Origin of the sequence: Paenibacillus sp. FSL E2-0201, assembly GCF_037963325.1 — a bacterium.
Taxonomy (GTDB): Bacteria; Bacillota; Bacilli; order Paenibacillales; family Paenibacillaceae; genus Paenibacillus_AQ.
Map to the genome: position 1 here is coordinate 6386988 of NZ_CP150154.1, position 14613 is coordinate 6401600.

Annotated in this window: 9 protein-coding genes; 4 read left to right on the top strand and 5 right to left on the bottom strand. The window is 44.7% G+C overall.

The genetic code is table 11. From position 1 onward, the window contains the following. The first annotated feature begins 7 nt into the window (after positions 1 to 7). Together NSU15_RS28835 and NSU15_RS28840 are read left to right on the top strand one after the other, a co-directional pair. A complete protein-coding gene (locus NSU15_RS28835) occupies positions 8 to 3178 on the top strand; it encodes an efflux RND transporter permease subunit (RefSeq protein WP_339288400.1) in 3171 nt (1056 codons plus the stop codon). Next, the gene (locus NSU15_RS28840) at positions 3171 to 3350 is read left to right on the top strand and encodes a hypothetical protein (RefSeq protein WP_339288401.1); all 180 of its coding nucleotides are present in this window, start codon (positions 3171 to 3173) and stop codon (positions 3348 to 3350) included. The genes NSU15_RS28835 and NSU15_RS28840 overlap by 8 nt, the downstream gene beginning before the upstream one ends. 408 nt (positions 3351 to 3758) lie before the next feature. On the opposite strand, the gene NSU15_RS28845 is transcribed toward NSU15_RS28840, so the two are convergent. Next, positions 3759 to 4451 carry a molecular chaperone TorD family protein gene (locus NSU15_RS28845; protein WP_339288402.1) on the bottom strand — a complete coding sequence of 231 codons (693 nt, stop codon included), beginning with the start codon at positions 4449 to 4451 and terminating at the stop codon, positions 3759 to 3761. A 414-nt stretch (positions 4452 to 4865) separates the two neighbouring features. On the opposite strand from NSU15_RS28845, the gene moaA reads away from it, so the two are divergent. Further along, positions 4866 to 5867 (top strand): GTP 3',8-cyclase MoaA, encoded by a 1002-nt coding sequence (gene moaA, locus NSU15_RS28850; RefSeq protein WP_042131400.1) that lies wholly within the window; start codon positions 4866 to 4868, stop codon positions 5865 to 5867. 91 nt (positions 5868 to 5958) lie between these two features. On the opposite strand, the gene NSU15_RS28855 is transcribed toward moaA, so the two are convergent. The 4 genes from NSU15_RS28855 to NSU15_RS28870 all read right to left on the bottom strand — a co-directional run bounded on the left by NSU15_RS28855 (position 5959) and on the right by NSU15_RS28870 (position 13012). After that, complete coding sequence (locus NSU15_RS28855; RefSeq protein WP_339288404.1) at positions 5959 to 9363, bottom strand: S-layer homology domain-containing protein; 3405 nt, start codon at positions 9361 to 9363, stop codon at positions 5959 to 5961. A 130-nt stretch (positions 9364 to 9493) separates the two neighbouring features. Further along, positions 9494 to 10546: a HAMP domain-containing sensor histidine kinase gene (locus NSU15_RS28860; protein ID WP_076119005.1), complete on the bottom strand. Its 1053-nt coding sequence runs from the start codon at positions 10544 to 10546 to the stop codon at positions 9494 to 9496. Next, the gene (locus NSU15_RS28865) at positions 10543 to 11220 is read right to left on the bottom strand and encodes a response regulator transcription factor (protein WP_042131402.1); all 678 of its coding nucleotides are present in this window, start codon (positions 11218 to 11220) and stop codon (positions 10543 to 10545) included. Before NSU15_RS28865 ends, NSU15_RS28860 begins: the two co-directional genes overlap by 4 nt. Continuing rightward, positions 11150 to 13012 (bottom strand): ABC transporter ATP-binding protein, encoded by a 1863-nt coding sequence (locus NSU15_RS28870; protein WP_339288406.1) that lies wholly within the window; start codon positions 13010 to 13012, stop codon positions 11150 to 11152. Before NSU15_RS28870 ends, NSU15_RS28865 begins: the two co-directional genes overlap by 71 nt. A 310-nt stretch (positions 13013 to 13322) precedes the next feature. Here NSU15_RS28870 and NSU15_RS28875 point away from each other — a divergent pair, with 310 nt between their 5' ends. Then, on the top strand, positions 13323 to 14555 hold the full coding sequence (locus NSU15_RS28875) for an MFS transporter (RefSeq protein WP_339288408.1): 1233 nt from the start codon (positions 13323 to 13325) through the stop codon (positions 14553 to 14555). The last annotated feature ends 58 nt before the right edge of the window (positions 14556 to 14613 follow it).

Here is a 14613-nt window from a genome sequence, read left to right on the forward strand (position 1 = left end):
GAAACTTATGAAAAGCTTAATTAATTTCTCGCTCAGGAACAAATTTGCCATTTGGCTTCTGACGATAATCATTGTATTTGCCGGTTTATATAGCGGACTGACAATGAAGCAAGAAACCTTACCTAATATTAGTATACCCTATCTTAGCGTAACAACCATTTATCCGGGTGCTGCACCAGAAGGTGTCGTAAATGATGTCAGCAAACCATTGGAGCAAAAGCTACGCAATGTGGATGGTGTAAAAACGATCACCTCTACTTCTCTGGAGAATGCCTCCAGTATCCAAATTGAGTTCGATTATGGTACGAATCTGGATAATGCGACAGCAGCAGTTCGCGAATCGCTAAATGAAGTCTCACTGCCAGACAATGCGCAGAAGCCTTCCATTTCTCGCTTTAGCCTTAGCTCAATGCCTGTCGTTTCCCTCAGTCTATCCAATGGGGATTCAGAGGATCTTGAGGAACTAACCCGTATTGCCGAGAACGACATTCGCCCTGCCCTTGAGGATGTTGAGGGTGTCGCTTCTATACAAATCTCTGGACAATATGTCAAAGAAGTTTCGCTTAAGTTCAATCAAGACAAGCTGAGCCAATACGGATTAACCGAAGATACAGTTAAAGGTATTATTCAAGGCTCTTCCCTCCGTGTTCCACTAGGACTGTTCGAGATGGACAAAGCCCAAAAGGCAGTAGTAATAGATGGCAACATCACTACTGTTGATGATCTTAAAAATGTGGCCATTCCAGTGATGCCAACTGGGGCTGCCGGTGCTGTTGGCACTGGTTCTCCTGGAGCTGAGGCTGGTGGGGCTGCCGGAGCAGGTGCCGGAAGTGCGGCTGGTGCTGGCGCTGTAGGCGGAGCTGCAAATATGGGACTGCCAACTGTGAAGCTGGGAGAGCTTGCCACGATTGAGGTTGTTGGAAATTCTGAATCTATCTCCCGTACGAATGGTAAAGAATCGATCGGTATCCAGATTGTCAAAGCCAATGATGCCAACACTGTTGATGTCGTAAATGGTGTTAAAGACAAAACTGAAGAATTAAAAGCACAATATAAAGGCATCGATCTAACAGTTCTGCTTGACCAAGGTAAGCCGATTGAGGACTCCGTAAATACAATGTTGTCCAAGGCAGTATTTGGTGCACTTTTCGCAGTAATCATCATTTTGGTCTTCCTGCGGAATATCCGTTCGACGATCATTTCTATCATCTCAATTCCATTATCACTACTGATCGCAGTGTTATGTCTGCGTCAAATGGATATCACGCTTAATATGATGACCCTTGGAGCGATGACCGTTGCCATCGGACGGGTAGTCGATGACTCGATTGTCGTCATAGAGAACATATACCGGCGGCTCTCCTTATCTGGTGAGAAGCTAAAAGGTCGGGAATTAATCAGTGCAGCGACCCGTGAAATGTTCGTACCCATCATGTCCTCAACGATTGTAACCATCGCGGTGTTCTTACCGCTTGCTCTCGTAAGTGGTATGGTTGGCGAGCTGTTCTTGCCTTTCGCTTTAACCATGGTCTTCGCCCTGCTCGCTTCATTGGTAGTTGCGATTACCCTAGTGCCTGCAATGGCTCACTCGCTGTTCCGCAATGGATTGAAAGGTAAGAAAACGCATAGTGAGAAACCAGACAGACTGTCTGCCGGTTATCAAAAAATTCTGAACTGGTGTCTTTCTCATAAGCTCGTTACGTTCGGAGTCGCAGTTCTCCTCCTTGCGGGCAGCTTGTTCCTGATCAAGCCTATCGGCGTTAGCTTTATGCCTTCTCAAGAGGATAAAACGGTAATGTTAACCTACTCACCGAAGGCTGGACAAAGAACTGAAGAAGTTCAAGAGCAAGGCCTGAAAGCTGAGAAATATATTTTAGCGCAGCAGCATGTGGATAAAATGCAATATTCCATCGGTGGCGGCGGCCCAATGGGTATGGGCGGATCCAGCAACTCAGGACTCTTTTTCATCGTTTATGATAGCGATACTCCTGATTTCGAAAACGTAAAAGAGAAGTTGATCGAAGGCTTAGCCGCAGAAGTTCCAGATGGTGTATGGGGCGATATGTCCGCCATGATGAGCGGAGGTATGGGTGGAAGCACGTTAACCGTAAATGTATTCGGAGATGAACTAGATCAAATTAAGCCGGTAGCGGATGAGATCGCCAAGATCGTACAAGCTGACACCGCTAATTTCAAAGATGGAGAAACAAGCCTCAAAGAAGCTTACGATCAATATACGATTGTAGCGGATCAAGAAAAGCTCAGCTCCCTTGGACTTACAGCGGGACAAATTGCGATGAAGCTTGCTCCTGCAGGCACACGTCCAGTACTCACAGAAGTAGAAATGGACGGCAAGAACTACAAAGTCTATATCGAAACTGATAAAGAAACGTATAAGAGTATTAAAGAAATGGAAGAGGCTACATTGACTTCACCACTAGGCATTTCCGTGCCAATCGGGCAAGTCGCTAAAATTGAAAACGGCTCTTCCCCTGACTCGATTACTCGGATGGACGGTAAAATGAAGGTGGATGTCACTGCTGAGATTATTTCTAGTGACGTCAATAGTGCTTCAAATATCGTGAAGGAAAAAGTAGATGCTATGGAATTACCTGATGGCGTAACGGTTAGCTTCGGTGGTGTAACTGAGCAGATCAATGATACGTTTGGTCAATTAGGTATTGCTATGGCAGCTGCTATTGCCATCGTATACTTCGTGCTTGTGGTTACATTTGGCGGTGGATTAGCTCCATTTGCTATCCTGTTCTCACTTCCTTTCACCATCATCGGGGTACTCGTAGCCCTTCTGATCGCTGGGGAAACCTTAAACGTCTCCTCCCTCATGGGTGCGTTGATGTTGATTGGTATCGTAGTCACGAATGCGATTGTCCTCATCGACCGCGTTATTCATAAGGAAAAAGAAGGAATGACCACACGACAAGCCTTACTTGAAGCAGGCGGCACACGTTTACGTCCAATCTTGATGACTGCACTTGCAACAATTGGTGCATTGCTGCCACTGGTTACAGGACTTGAAAACAGTGCGGGGATCATCTCCAAAGGACTAGGCGTTACCGTTATCGGCGGCTTGATCAGCTCCACACTGCTGACACTTGTAGTAGTACCAGTTGTGTATGAGTTCCTGATGAAATTCCGCAGCAAAAAGGTAATTGACTAAAACACTTGATGCGAATCAAGTAAACACGCTAGATGAAGAAGCTGTCTCAAAAGTAGTGAATGCTACTTATGGGACAGCTTCTTTTTTATGGAATGGGCAAAGTAACGGGCGCTACTTATCCATTAGATTTTTCTGGTTGAGTAATGGGCGTTATACAGTGAACGATGAATGATTTGCAATAGGCGTTTATATCGTGATGTTGGGTCTAAAATTAATTAGGGAAAAGCTCCCTAAAAAAAGCCGATAATCACTCCAAATTAATGAAATCAGGGAATTCCTCCCTGAAAATCAGCGAATTCGGCTGATTTATTGCCCAGTCAGGTCAATTATAGGGAGTTTTTCCCTAATTACACGTCTTGTGAGCATTAACACCAGAGTTTTAGGGAGAAATTCCCTAATTATCATTCTAGAGCTTCACTCGGATCGGAATTTGAGACTTCACTCAGATCATCATTTACCTACTTCACTTGGATCACCGCTTTGTTCAGCATTCGATGCTTCATTTTTCAGCGTAATTCACACTTCTTCAGCACGAAAAACCCGGCCTAATTTATAGGCCGGGCTCTGTATTATAGTGTTCTTATACCATTGCTGTTGCACTGCTCTCCAGTGAAGCTCTCCAGGAACGCAGCATTTGCAAATCAAGGGGTAGAAACTCTGCGAGCATATGGGAAAGTCCCAAATACAACGTACTATCCGTTGCTGCATTTAACTTCTCACAGAACTGTGGAGTCCATTGCAGTAAATGATCTTCCAAAAAGGCTACCTGAATATCAAGTAGATCCATAGCACTTCTAATTGAGAAGCTGTTATACAACATACGCTCATGCATTACTGCCATAAATTCCAGCTCAATAGCAATATGATCATCAGCCTCACCATTACACTTGTTAAATACAATTCCCGCGGAAGTATACACATCAGCAAGCACGTTGCAGAAATCTTCAGAACGCCCTAGAATAGCAGCTTCACGTAATTTAAAAGAGCTTACTGTTTGTTCATGCATAAGCCGTTTATACTCTTGGCTCTCTTTCTCGCATATATAAGGTAGCTTATTCGGTTCCTGACTCAAATATCGTTTCAGTTCCCGTCCACCTTCCGTCATCTCTGTTGCAACACTCATCTTGCGATTGCGGCTCCACTGAGCCACAAGAGAGAGTGATGGTTTTCTACCCAAAAAATCCACTAAAAGCTGATATATTAATCCCCGACTTTCCAACCAATGGCTAAATGCCTCCGGCACGGCGAGCGATGGAACAGTTTGCATAGTCATTTTGCAAATCCTCCTCAATGGGTTTCCCGGTCACGCATCGTCACATTACGATATGCATTTTCCGGTATCCTTTCTGTTTTCGCAAAAGTGAACGTAAAAGTAATCCGCACCTAGATTATATCGGATATTTAAAACGCTTTCCGTGAGCATTCTATGACTAATCACTTCATTTGTCGTACTTTTGTCACATTTTCGCAAGTCTATTTCGGCTTCGTTATTTTATTTAGTTTGTCCATTATTATGCAAAAAAATCATATGCCGACTTCTTCAAAAAGGGAGTGTTCGACCCATCCAACACTTTGCTCATTGACGTACCTCCGAGCGATCTTTAAAATTCTAAACAAGTATAAACGCCTTCGCCTCCTCTTAAGGAGAGAAGCACTCAAAACACCAACAAATGAAGGGAGCAACGCTATGGAGCCGCTGACGGACCCTTTTGGACGTTTACACGATTACATCCGCATTTCGGTTACCGACCGCTGCAACCTGCGTTGCATTTATTGTATGCCAGCGGAAGGGATGGAATTCCAGCCGCAGGACGAGATTCTGAGCTATGAGGAAATCACCGCAATTGTGGAATCGCTAGCCCCCCTTGGATTGCGAAAGGTACGGCTAACAGGTGGAGAACCTCTTGTACGCAAAGACCTGGAGAAGCTAGTGACTATGATATCCGCCATTCCGGGGATTGACGATATTTCACTGACTACGAACGGATTAATGCTTCCAGCGAAAGCAGCGCTGCTAAAAGAAGCCGGGCTTTCACGAGTGAATATCAGTCTGGACTCTTTACGGCAAGATCGCTTCTCTATGATTACACGTGGCGGTGAAGTCTCCAAGGTACTAAAGGGAATCGAGGCAGCACAAGCTGCTGGACTGGAGCCAATCAAGCTTAACGTTGTATTAATGAAAGGGATTAATGATGACGAGATCAAAGACTTTATCTCCCTTACGTTGAACAGTCCACTAAATGTACGCTTTATTGAATATATGCCCATCGGAAGTGCTACTGATTCTTGGCGCCAATCCTATCTGCCGCTGGAAACTGTTATAGAAGCTTGTACTGCGGCCGGCTGGGAGACCGAGGAGGCAGAGATGCCATCTGGTAATGGCCCTTCCCAGAATCGGCGGGTTATTGGAGCGCAAGGAACGTTCGGTCTAATCCATCCCGTAAGCGATCACTTTTGTGATAACTGCAATCGTCTAAGACTAACTGCTGATGGCCATATCAAAGCTTGTCTATATTGGGAAGATGAGTACAATGTCCGCCCCCTAATAAGCGATCCCGCTGCAGTGCAGGCCTTATTCCGCAAAGCTCTGGGTAACAAGCCACATAACCACGAAATGGCATTAGCCTTGGAGAAAAAAGCACAAAGCCACACGCCGACGGCTCGGCGTATGTCTCAAATTGGAGGCTAGTCCGTCTCATTAAAAACGCCGCTTTCCCCAAGTCATCTGGGAAAAGCGGCGTTTCATTTAGAGATTAAAGGATAGCCTTCGCCATCCACTATTATAGATATAGAGCCTCGAGCAGCTTGTAAAGCGTCGTTGCTGCCTCCGCTCTTGTAGCATTATTCTCAGGTCGGAACGTATGATCCTCAAATCCACCCAAAATACCAGCTTCAACACCTGCTTGCACAGATGACTGTACCCATTGTGGAATGGAGGCAAGATCCACAAAGTTCCCCTCATTATCCGTTTGCTTATGGGCATTGACCTTCAAAGCATTAGCGAGCATAACTGACATTTCAGCACGTGTAATCTTCTCAGAAGGCTCGAAGAACTTTTTACCGTTCACATCATATCCACGAAGGATTCCGGCATCTACCGCCGCTGCTACATCACCTGCAGCCCAAGCTGGAATCGCACTTTGATCCTCGAATTTCACTGTGCTGCCTGTAGTTTGCAAACCAAGCGCCCTTACAATCATAGAAGCAAACTGCGCCCGGGTAACATCCTCATTCGGGCGGAAGGTATGATCCTCGTACCCTTTCATGATGCCCATGCCAATTAGACGGTCTGTAAATTCTGTGGACCAATGATTATTCAAATCAGTAAGCGATGGGGCCTTATAATTAAACACAGCATATTTGGCAAATTGATTTACACTTGCAGTTATAGTCCCATCCGATTGGATGCTTCCACCTACATATACCCACTTATTAAGCTGTTCATTGTAATAGTAAATAGCTGCTTTATGCCCTGGTGTAATCTGACCCGCATCGTAATTCAGAGATAGTTCTACGGGTTTATTAAGCATTCCAATCTTGTCGCTAGTAAGCTCTAATGCTGCACTCACAGCCTGAAGATCACCCATCACTGGTGTCTCACCGGTGGCAACAACCGTAAAGACAATTTCACTGTCTGCAGACAATGCTCCAGCCGGAATTGTAAAGCTGCCCATGTCTTTAAGTGTGCCTGTTCCTCCCTGCTGTGCTTTTACATCCAATTCCACATACGGAGTTGTAGAAGGCTGCTCTGTAGGAGATGGCGTTGGCGTAGGGACTGAAGTTGCAACTGGACCGCTGCCCCCTCCACTGCTGTTGCCCGCATTTACAACTACGGTGCGTACAACCTCAGCAGCCGCATTACCAGCCAAATCTGTGGCATTGTACTTCAGTGTATAGGTTCCTGGAGTCTGAACATCCACTGTTCCTGTCACCAGGATAGAGCCTGCAACCCCAACCTTGTCAGTAACATCTGCGCCCGGGTCCTTGAAGTCATCGCCTTGAGTCAGACTAAGATTGCTCTCCCCTTTCAAGGTAATCACAGGTGCTGTACGATCGATATTCACAGCAATCGGCAATGTTGTCTTATTTTCTAAAGAGTCCGTAGCCTCAAATTGCAATTGATGTTGCCCTTCTTCCGAAATCTCAACTACTTTCCCGCTTTCATAGGGTAGGAAATCTCCGTTCACATCATTCGCTAATTGAATAGATACATCTGACCCAGGAATATATACGCTGGCATATACACTTACGGAAACACTCTGATTCGTCCAGTTACCGCTTAAATATGTTCGTCCGTTCTCAGTCTTTAATGTGCTGTGAAGCGCCAATGGAGTAATGCTATCATCTCCGCTAAGCGTTACTTCAAAAGCCTTCGTTTCCTTAGCCGCGCCTCGCTGGATCGTAGCTGTTAAGGTTAGCTTCGTATCCTTTTTAGGTTGGTAGATGAGTTTACCTTCATTCGTCATCAGAACCGGATTAGAGCTGTTCCAAACAATACTTGTTCCGTGTTTGCCTTCGGTAGGCAACATTAGATCAGAAGTTACTGCGCTTGTGTCTCCAAGATCTAACTCAGTCATAGTATCGTTAACGGCCTGCTGATCGCTATACGACTCCACATCAACAAAAATTGGATTGGAATAAAACCACATATCACTATAATTACGGGCATTGATTTCTTCGAAACGAGTCAGGTTATCGACAGTATTATTTTTAGGATCAATCTGCGGTTCACCGTTTACGGTTTCTCCAGCAACGTCAGTTCCAAGATTAGTTCCTCTTAAACGGAAATAACGATCCTTGTCCGCTGCCCCTACCTGATACTTAATAACATTGTAGCCTTCGGCATCTGTAGTCCAATCCTCGCTTGTGAAACGTTTCAGTACTTTTGTAGTATCGTTAGTTGCTTTGGTGTACTCAGGCGACCTAGGATCAACCTTGCCGTTGACTTCACCGGAGATCAAATCTACATGGTCCACTTTAACGGCATCGCCATTGTTATTTTGCTGTGGACTTTTGAAACGGATCGTAAACTCTAGGTCGTCGCCTTGTTTTACGTCCAGTTCGCCGCCCATTTCTTCCTCTTGCCCATCTCCTGATACATTAAACTCTAAGGCGTTGATGAGATCTCCAAAGACAGAGAAGGATTTCCCTGACCGCATGCCGTCTACGACAGCATTAATATCGGAGCCATCCACCCAGGTGTAGTTCTTGGAATACTCACCAGGCCAGTAACCGCTAGAGAATTGATCATTTTTTGTTTTGAAATGAAAATCTGAGTTAGCAAAATTCCAGAACCTGCGGCCCTCACCAAGCAGAGCATCCCACATTCCTCCAAGCTGAGCAACCTTGACATCTGTACCCCCGTAAGTCTCAGGCGTCTCTCCTCGATCACTCGACATCTGATTGCCCAGCATACCTTCAAAGCCGAAGACAAGATTTGGATCGATATCATTAAAGTCCCGGATATCCTCTATTTTAAGCTCCGAGCTTGTACCATTTTTTCTGGAGGGATGATTGATCAGTACATAGCTATCTGGATAATGACTGCTTAGCCATTTCATAGCTGTGCGTGTATCTTCTTTTGTAGAAAAAGCTCTAGTATCCGCCGCACTCCACTCAGCCACATCTGCCGGATCGAACATACTTACATCCCGATTAGTAAATAAATATTCAAATTGATTAATAGCCTTCAAAGCTTCTGCGGAACCTGGTTGATCTGTAACAATGCCAACCGCTGCATGATCATATTGAGGCATATCCCACTCAAAGCCGGAAAAAATGATTTTCCCAGCGTATTTGCCTTCTGCCTGTAATTTCTTAATTTTCTCATTTTGATAATCAACAATGCCTTGAGACATCGGAATAGAACCGCCAGGGATATTCACTCCTTCGTCATCCCGGTCAGATACCCGAAGATGGTCAGCCAGTGCCATCCAGTCAAAACCATTTTGTTCAAATGCAGCATCTAGCACACTTTTCAAAGATTCCTGAGCATCATTCGATTCATAAGTATGTGCATGGTATTCACCTGTCATCCATTTCCCTGAATGTTCTGAAGCTGTAGCTGTGAAATCAGGCGTTGATTCACCTGAAGCACTGTAAACTGTCTGTAATGAAAAGTTGGGTGCTAACAATAATACGGCAAGCGAACTGGTCAGAAAAACGCGAATTTTGCTCTTCTTCAAAATATTTAATCCTCCGATGACTTTTTGATTTTCGTAGATTCTATATTTAGAATAGTAGAAAATTGTAAAGCCATGTCGGATTTTGTTGCATGTTTATGTAAATATTCATTTTTATATTAACATTACCGATTTATTTCACTTGCATTGGCAAGCTCACTATAAACGCTGTTCCTTCACCGGGTCGGCTAGCTACGGTTACTTTACCTTTATGCAGCTCAACGATTTTCTTAACCAGTGATAGGCCTAGACCACTGCCACCCCCGCTCGCGGTTCTAGCTTTGTCTGCCTTATAGAAGCGATCAAAGATGCGAGGTAAATCTTCGTCAGAGATGCCAATCCCGCTATCTTGAATCTCCACCTCTACGCGCTCATCTACTGTTCGAAGCTTGATATGAATACATCCATTCTGGGGAGTAAATTTAATGCTGTTATGAAGAAGATTGGTCCAGACCTGAGTCATCAAATCTTTTACCGCAGTTACATTCAATTCTTCCAATTCAGCCTCTACCTCTATATTTTTCTCCAGCCACTGTGGTTCAGAAGCCAGAATCGTATCTCTAAGCTGCTTATCCAGACGGTAAACCTGATTTTCAAACGGAAAGTTGCCCGATTCAAGCGCGGACAGCTTCAATAAATTATCACTGAGCCCAGATACGCGGGTACTCTCAGCCACGATAATATTAAGGTAGTGCCTCCTACTCTCCACACTCAGAGTCTCATCCTGCAGCGCAAGAGCAAACCCCCGAATCGAGGTTAGTGGAGATTGAATTTCATGCGATACATTGGAGATAAAATCCTGGCGCATGGTCTCCATCTGGCTCAGTTCACTGGCCATGACGTTGATACTCTCTACAATCTCACCGAATTCACCATAATCCTTAGTATTATCCAGTACTACATTGAAATCACCTTTAGCAATACGCCCCAAGCCTTCGATGATCGATTTATAAAAAACACGTTCCCAGCCCCGGAATAACTTGGAGGATACCAATGCCATCATGAACAAGATTACAATACCGACCATCACGCTGATTAATTGGACTACATACTCCGAGGAGGGACGCCCAACCCTACTATATATCCAGTTCATCAGGAAATAAGCTGCACTCCAGCTAATCGCAACGCCACCGAAATAAACTAAAATCATCCCAATTCGCTTAACAATTTCTTTAAATCGATTCATGCCTCAGCCTCCAACCGATAGCCTAACCCCCGAATGGTACGAATAACGAACCCATAGTTATCTTGATTAAATCTTTCACGCAAACGATTGATATGCACATCTAGTGTTCGTTCATTCCCCTCAAAATCATAACCCCAAATCTCTTCGATCAGCCTGTCTCTAGTCAATGTCTGACCTGGATAGCTGCCTAGCTTAAACAACAACTCAAATTCCTTAAGCGGCAAAGTGATTTCTCCATACTCTGAGGAGACCTCATACGTTTTACGGTTCATTCGCAACCGACCAACGGTCACTCTTTGTGCAGCAGAAATTTGATAACGCTTGAGCAGCGCCTTTACTCGTGCAATAAGCACCACTGGCTCAAACGGCTTAACGAGATAGTCATCACTACCCAGCTCAAAACCTTTTACAATTTGTGAGGTTTCCCCTTTAGCCGTCAGCATTAAAATCGGAAAATCATAGTTCTGGCGCATCCGCCGGCATAGCTCCCAGCCGTCCAAATTGGGCATCATCACATCAATAATAGCTAAATCTATATTATTGCTTTCCAGTATCTGAAGAGCCTCCAGTCCATCGGAAGCTCCATAGATCTCATCCATTCCCTCAGCTCTCAGAAATACTTCTACCAATTCGCGGATGTGCGGATCGTCGTCCGCTACTAGTATTTTTGTCATGTGTCACTGGAGCCTCCTCTTTCTCTTCTGTGTCCTTAATCTCAATGGCATTCATTTGTAGCTGTTGAGTGGCAAATTCCCGATATAGCTCATGATTGTCCAGTAACTCTTCATGTCTTCCCATTCCGGTAATCTGACCCTTTTCCATAAAAATAATCTGATCTGCATTTACAACCGTAGCCAAACGGTGGGCAATAACAACCGTGGTACGACCCTTCATTAAATTGGACAGCGCCTTCTGCACTACCGCTTCTGATTGACTATCGAGACTGGAGGTCGCTTCATCAAGCATAAGAATCTTCGGATTCCGCAGCAATGCTCTGGCAATGGCAATCCGTTGCCGTTGTCCACCAGACAGCTTCACGCCTCTTTCGCCGACATCCGTATTATATCCTTCAGGAAGGGCATCAATAAATCCATCTGCATAAGCCATGGCTGCTGCTGTGCGCATCTCCTCACTGCTAACGTCCCGATCCAATCCGTAGGTTAAATTCTCAGCAATCGTACCGGCTAACAGTGGGCTTTCTTGTGAGACGTACCCGATCAGCTTCCGCCACGAGCGCAGTGAGAAGGTCGACACTGGCATGTCGCCAAGCTTAATCTGACCTGACTGAGGTTTATAAAAACGTTCGAGCAACGAGAACAACGTGGTCTTACCGCCCCCGCTCGGGCCAACAATAGCCGTCACCTGACCCGGAAGCATACGGAAGCTTACATCGGTCAATACATTCTCACCTTTTTTATATCCAAAGCTTAGACCCTCTACCGAGATTGGACCTTCAGCACCAGTCGCCTCTTCCTGTCCCTCATATACTTCCTCTTCTGCTGCCAAGGTTTCAATAATACGCTCTGAGGCACCCTTAGCCTTCTGAATCTGTGTGAAGAACGTAGTCAATTGAGTAAGTGGCATAATTATCTGAATAAGATAAAGAATAAAGGCGACTAGTTCACCAGCGGTAAGGACACCGGAAGATACCTGCATTCCACCGTAGCCGATAATGACGACGAGCAACATCATAAAAACAAAGGAAACTAGCGGACTGATCATGGCGCTAATCTTACCTTCACGAATACCAAAGGAAAGCAGATTCATAATTCCGGTTTTGCCTGCTTCGTACTCTTTCTTCTCTGCACCAGAGGATTTCACCAGACGGATCTCTGACAATACACCACTTAATGTAGCGGTAAACGAGGCTGTCTCGTCTTGCATCCCCTTGGAGATTTTGTACATCTGCCGTCCAAGCGGCACTAGAATCAGCGCAGAAAGCGGAAGCACTGTAAAGAGAACCAGCGTCATTTTCCAATTGAGAAATAATAACACTGAAATAGAGCCCACAATAGAGATCACTCCGGTAAATAAACTAGCTAAATGTTCAGAAATCAGTGTTTTGATGATCCCTGTGTCATTCGTCATGCGGCTGACGCTTTCTCCCGTTCGATTGTCGTTGTAGTAAGCCACAGGCAGAACTAAAAACTTACGCCACAGGCGATCCCGCAGACCAGCAACCATCTTCTGACCCACATAATTAAGCAGATAGATGGAGATCCCTCCCGCAATGGTCTGCGCGATAAACGCGGCTGCTATACCTGCAATCTGAAGCTTACTAACGGAGGCTAGTGAGAAGCCATCCACTAAATTCTTAGTGAACATCGGAATTACCAGACTGACTAATGTAGATATCATGCTTAGTGCAATGGCTATAGCCAATAAGCCGTATGAAGGCTTGGTTTCTCTTAGTAGCATCAAGAACGGCTTCAGCGCCATCTTGCGCTTGGATTCGGATTTCTTCATGACAATAACTCCCCTTTTCTTGGTACCTCTACGAGAAAAGCATAGTAATGTCTTTCTCGTCTTTCAATTATCCTATCTGCAAATTGTAAACTGAAGTTAAACCCGCTGATTAGCCATTTTGCGTCTTCTTCACCTTGTGTACCACGTTTTATGCGTTTTTTGTCGCTTATCGTCTCAAACCTAAATAAACACCAAAATAATGTAAAAAAGTAAAAAAGGGTGTTTGTATCCCTTTTCAACACGTGTTACAGTGATAGAAGGGCCTACTATTGGTCATTCTACTCCATGCAAGATATTTAGTGAGAAAGGAGTGAACCATTTGCGAAAAGGCGCTATTCCATCTTCTATCACGTCTTTAAAATGGTTCAATTTTTTTGTATATGGAACCATGGTCCTCTTCACCAGCTTCTTTCAACTATACTTGCTGGATGTAGGGATGAACAAATTAGAGATTGGTGTCTTATTCTCTATGGGAGCGCTAGTATCCATATTTGCAAATCCATTCTGGGCGTTCTTAACAGACCGTTCTCAGAATATACGGCGTATCGTTTTGCTTATGTTATTCGGAACGCTAGTGGTCTCACAGTTTATGTTTCGAGCAAATACATATGAGATGATCTACAACGCCATTATTTTATTTTATTTCTTCCAAGGACCATTATTTGCTCAAAGCAACTCGATGATTCTTAGCTATATTGAGGGAACTAATCAGCGCTTCCGTTCTTTCCGGCTTTGGGGCTCAATAGGGTGGGCACTGATTGCGATTGTCGCCGGTTTTATCCTTGATTGGGCTGGCGTATCCATCTTGACCTATCTGCTTACAGCGTTACTAGGCGCATCAATTCTATCCGTTCTTGTATTACCCAAAATTAACCATACCATTATGAGAGCTCCGATGCCGTTTAAAGGCCTAAGTAAAGTGATTTTTAATCCCTTTTTCCTGTTGTTTTTGTTATTTGGCATTCTGGTTTCCATACCAAACACGATGAACACCACATTCATCTCATTGTATATTACGGATCTGGGCGGTTCTAAAAAAATGATTGGTCTTGCCGTGTTCCTCTCCTCCATTTTGGAGATAGGCGTATTCGTTCTCTGTGACCGATTCCTAAAACGTAAAATTTCTGTTCTGCTCGGCTGGCTTGCATTGGTCAGTGGTTTGTTCGTTCTGCGTTGGTGGTTTATGGCTGATGCGACCACTGCCATTCAAGTAGTGTTTATTCAGATTTTGCACTGCATAACGTTCGGCGGATTCTTCTATGTAGGGACCCAATTGACGATGCTCCTGATTCCACGGCCTTATCGCTCTTCCGGACAAGCGCTCTACACCCTAAGCTGGAGTGGAATATCCGGTTTCATTGGAGGCATTCTCGGAGGTTGGATGTATCAATATCTGGGTGCGCAGAGCATGTATCAGACGGGTGTATTCTTGACGCTGTTTGGAACGCTCGGTTTTGGCTTTATGTGGCTCTTTGTTAGTCGTGGAGGTTATCGTCCCCCTACAGAGGAAGAAGAAGAGCTATCCGAGACTGAAATTTTATAGACACGGAAATAAAAAAGAGGCTCAGGCGTACCCGCACGGGACGCTTGAGCCTCTTTCA

What these genes read in the sequence shown, in the direction of transcription:
- NSU15_RS28835 (WP_339288400.1), top strand. Translation starts at nt 8, where the DNA reads ATGAAAAGCTTAATTAATTTCTCGCTCAGGAACAAATTTGCCATTTGG.
- NSU15_RS28845 (WP_339288402.1), bottom strand. Translation starts at nt 4,451, where the DNA reads ATGACTATGCAAACTGTTCCATCGCTCGCCGTGCCGGAGGCATTTAGC.
- moaA (WP_042131400.1), top strand. Translation starts at nt 4,866, where the DNA reads ATGGAGCCGCTGACGGACCCTTTTGGACGTTTACACGATTACATCCGC.
- NSU15_RS28860 (WP_076119005.1), bottom strand. Translation starts at nt 10,546, where the DNA reads ATGAATCGATTTAAAGAAATTGTTAAGCGAATTGGGATGATTTTAGTT.
- NSU15_RS28865 (WP_042131402.1), bottom strand. Translation starts at nt 11,220, where the DNA reads ATGACAAAAATACTAGTAGCGGACGACGATCCGCACATCCGCGAATTG.
- NSU15_RS28870 (WP_339288406.1), bottom strand. Translation starts at nt 13,012, where the DNA reads ATGAAGAAATCCGAATCCAAGCGCAAGATGGCGCTGAAGCCGTTCTTG.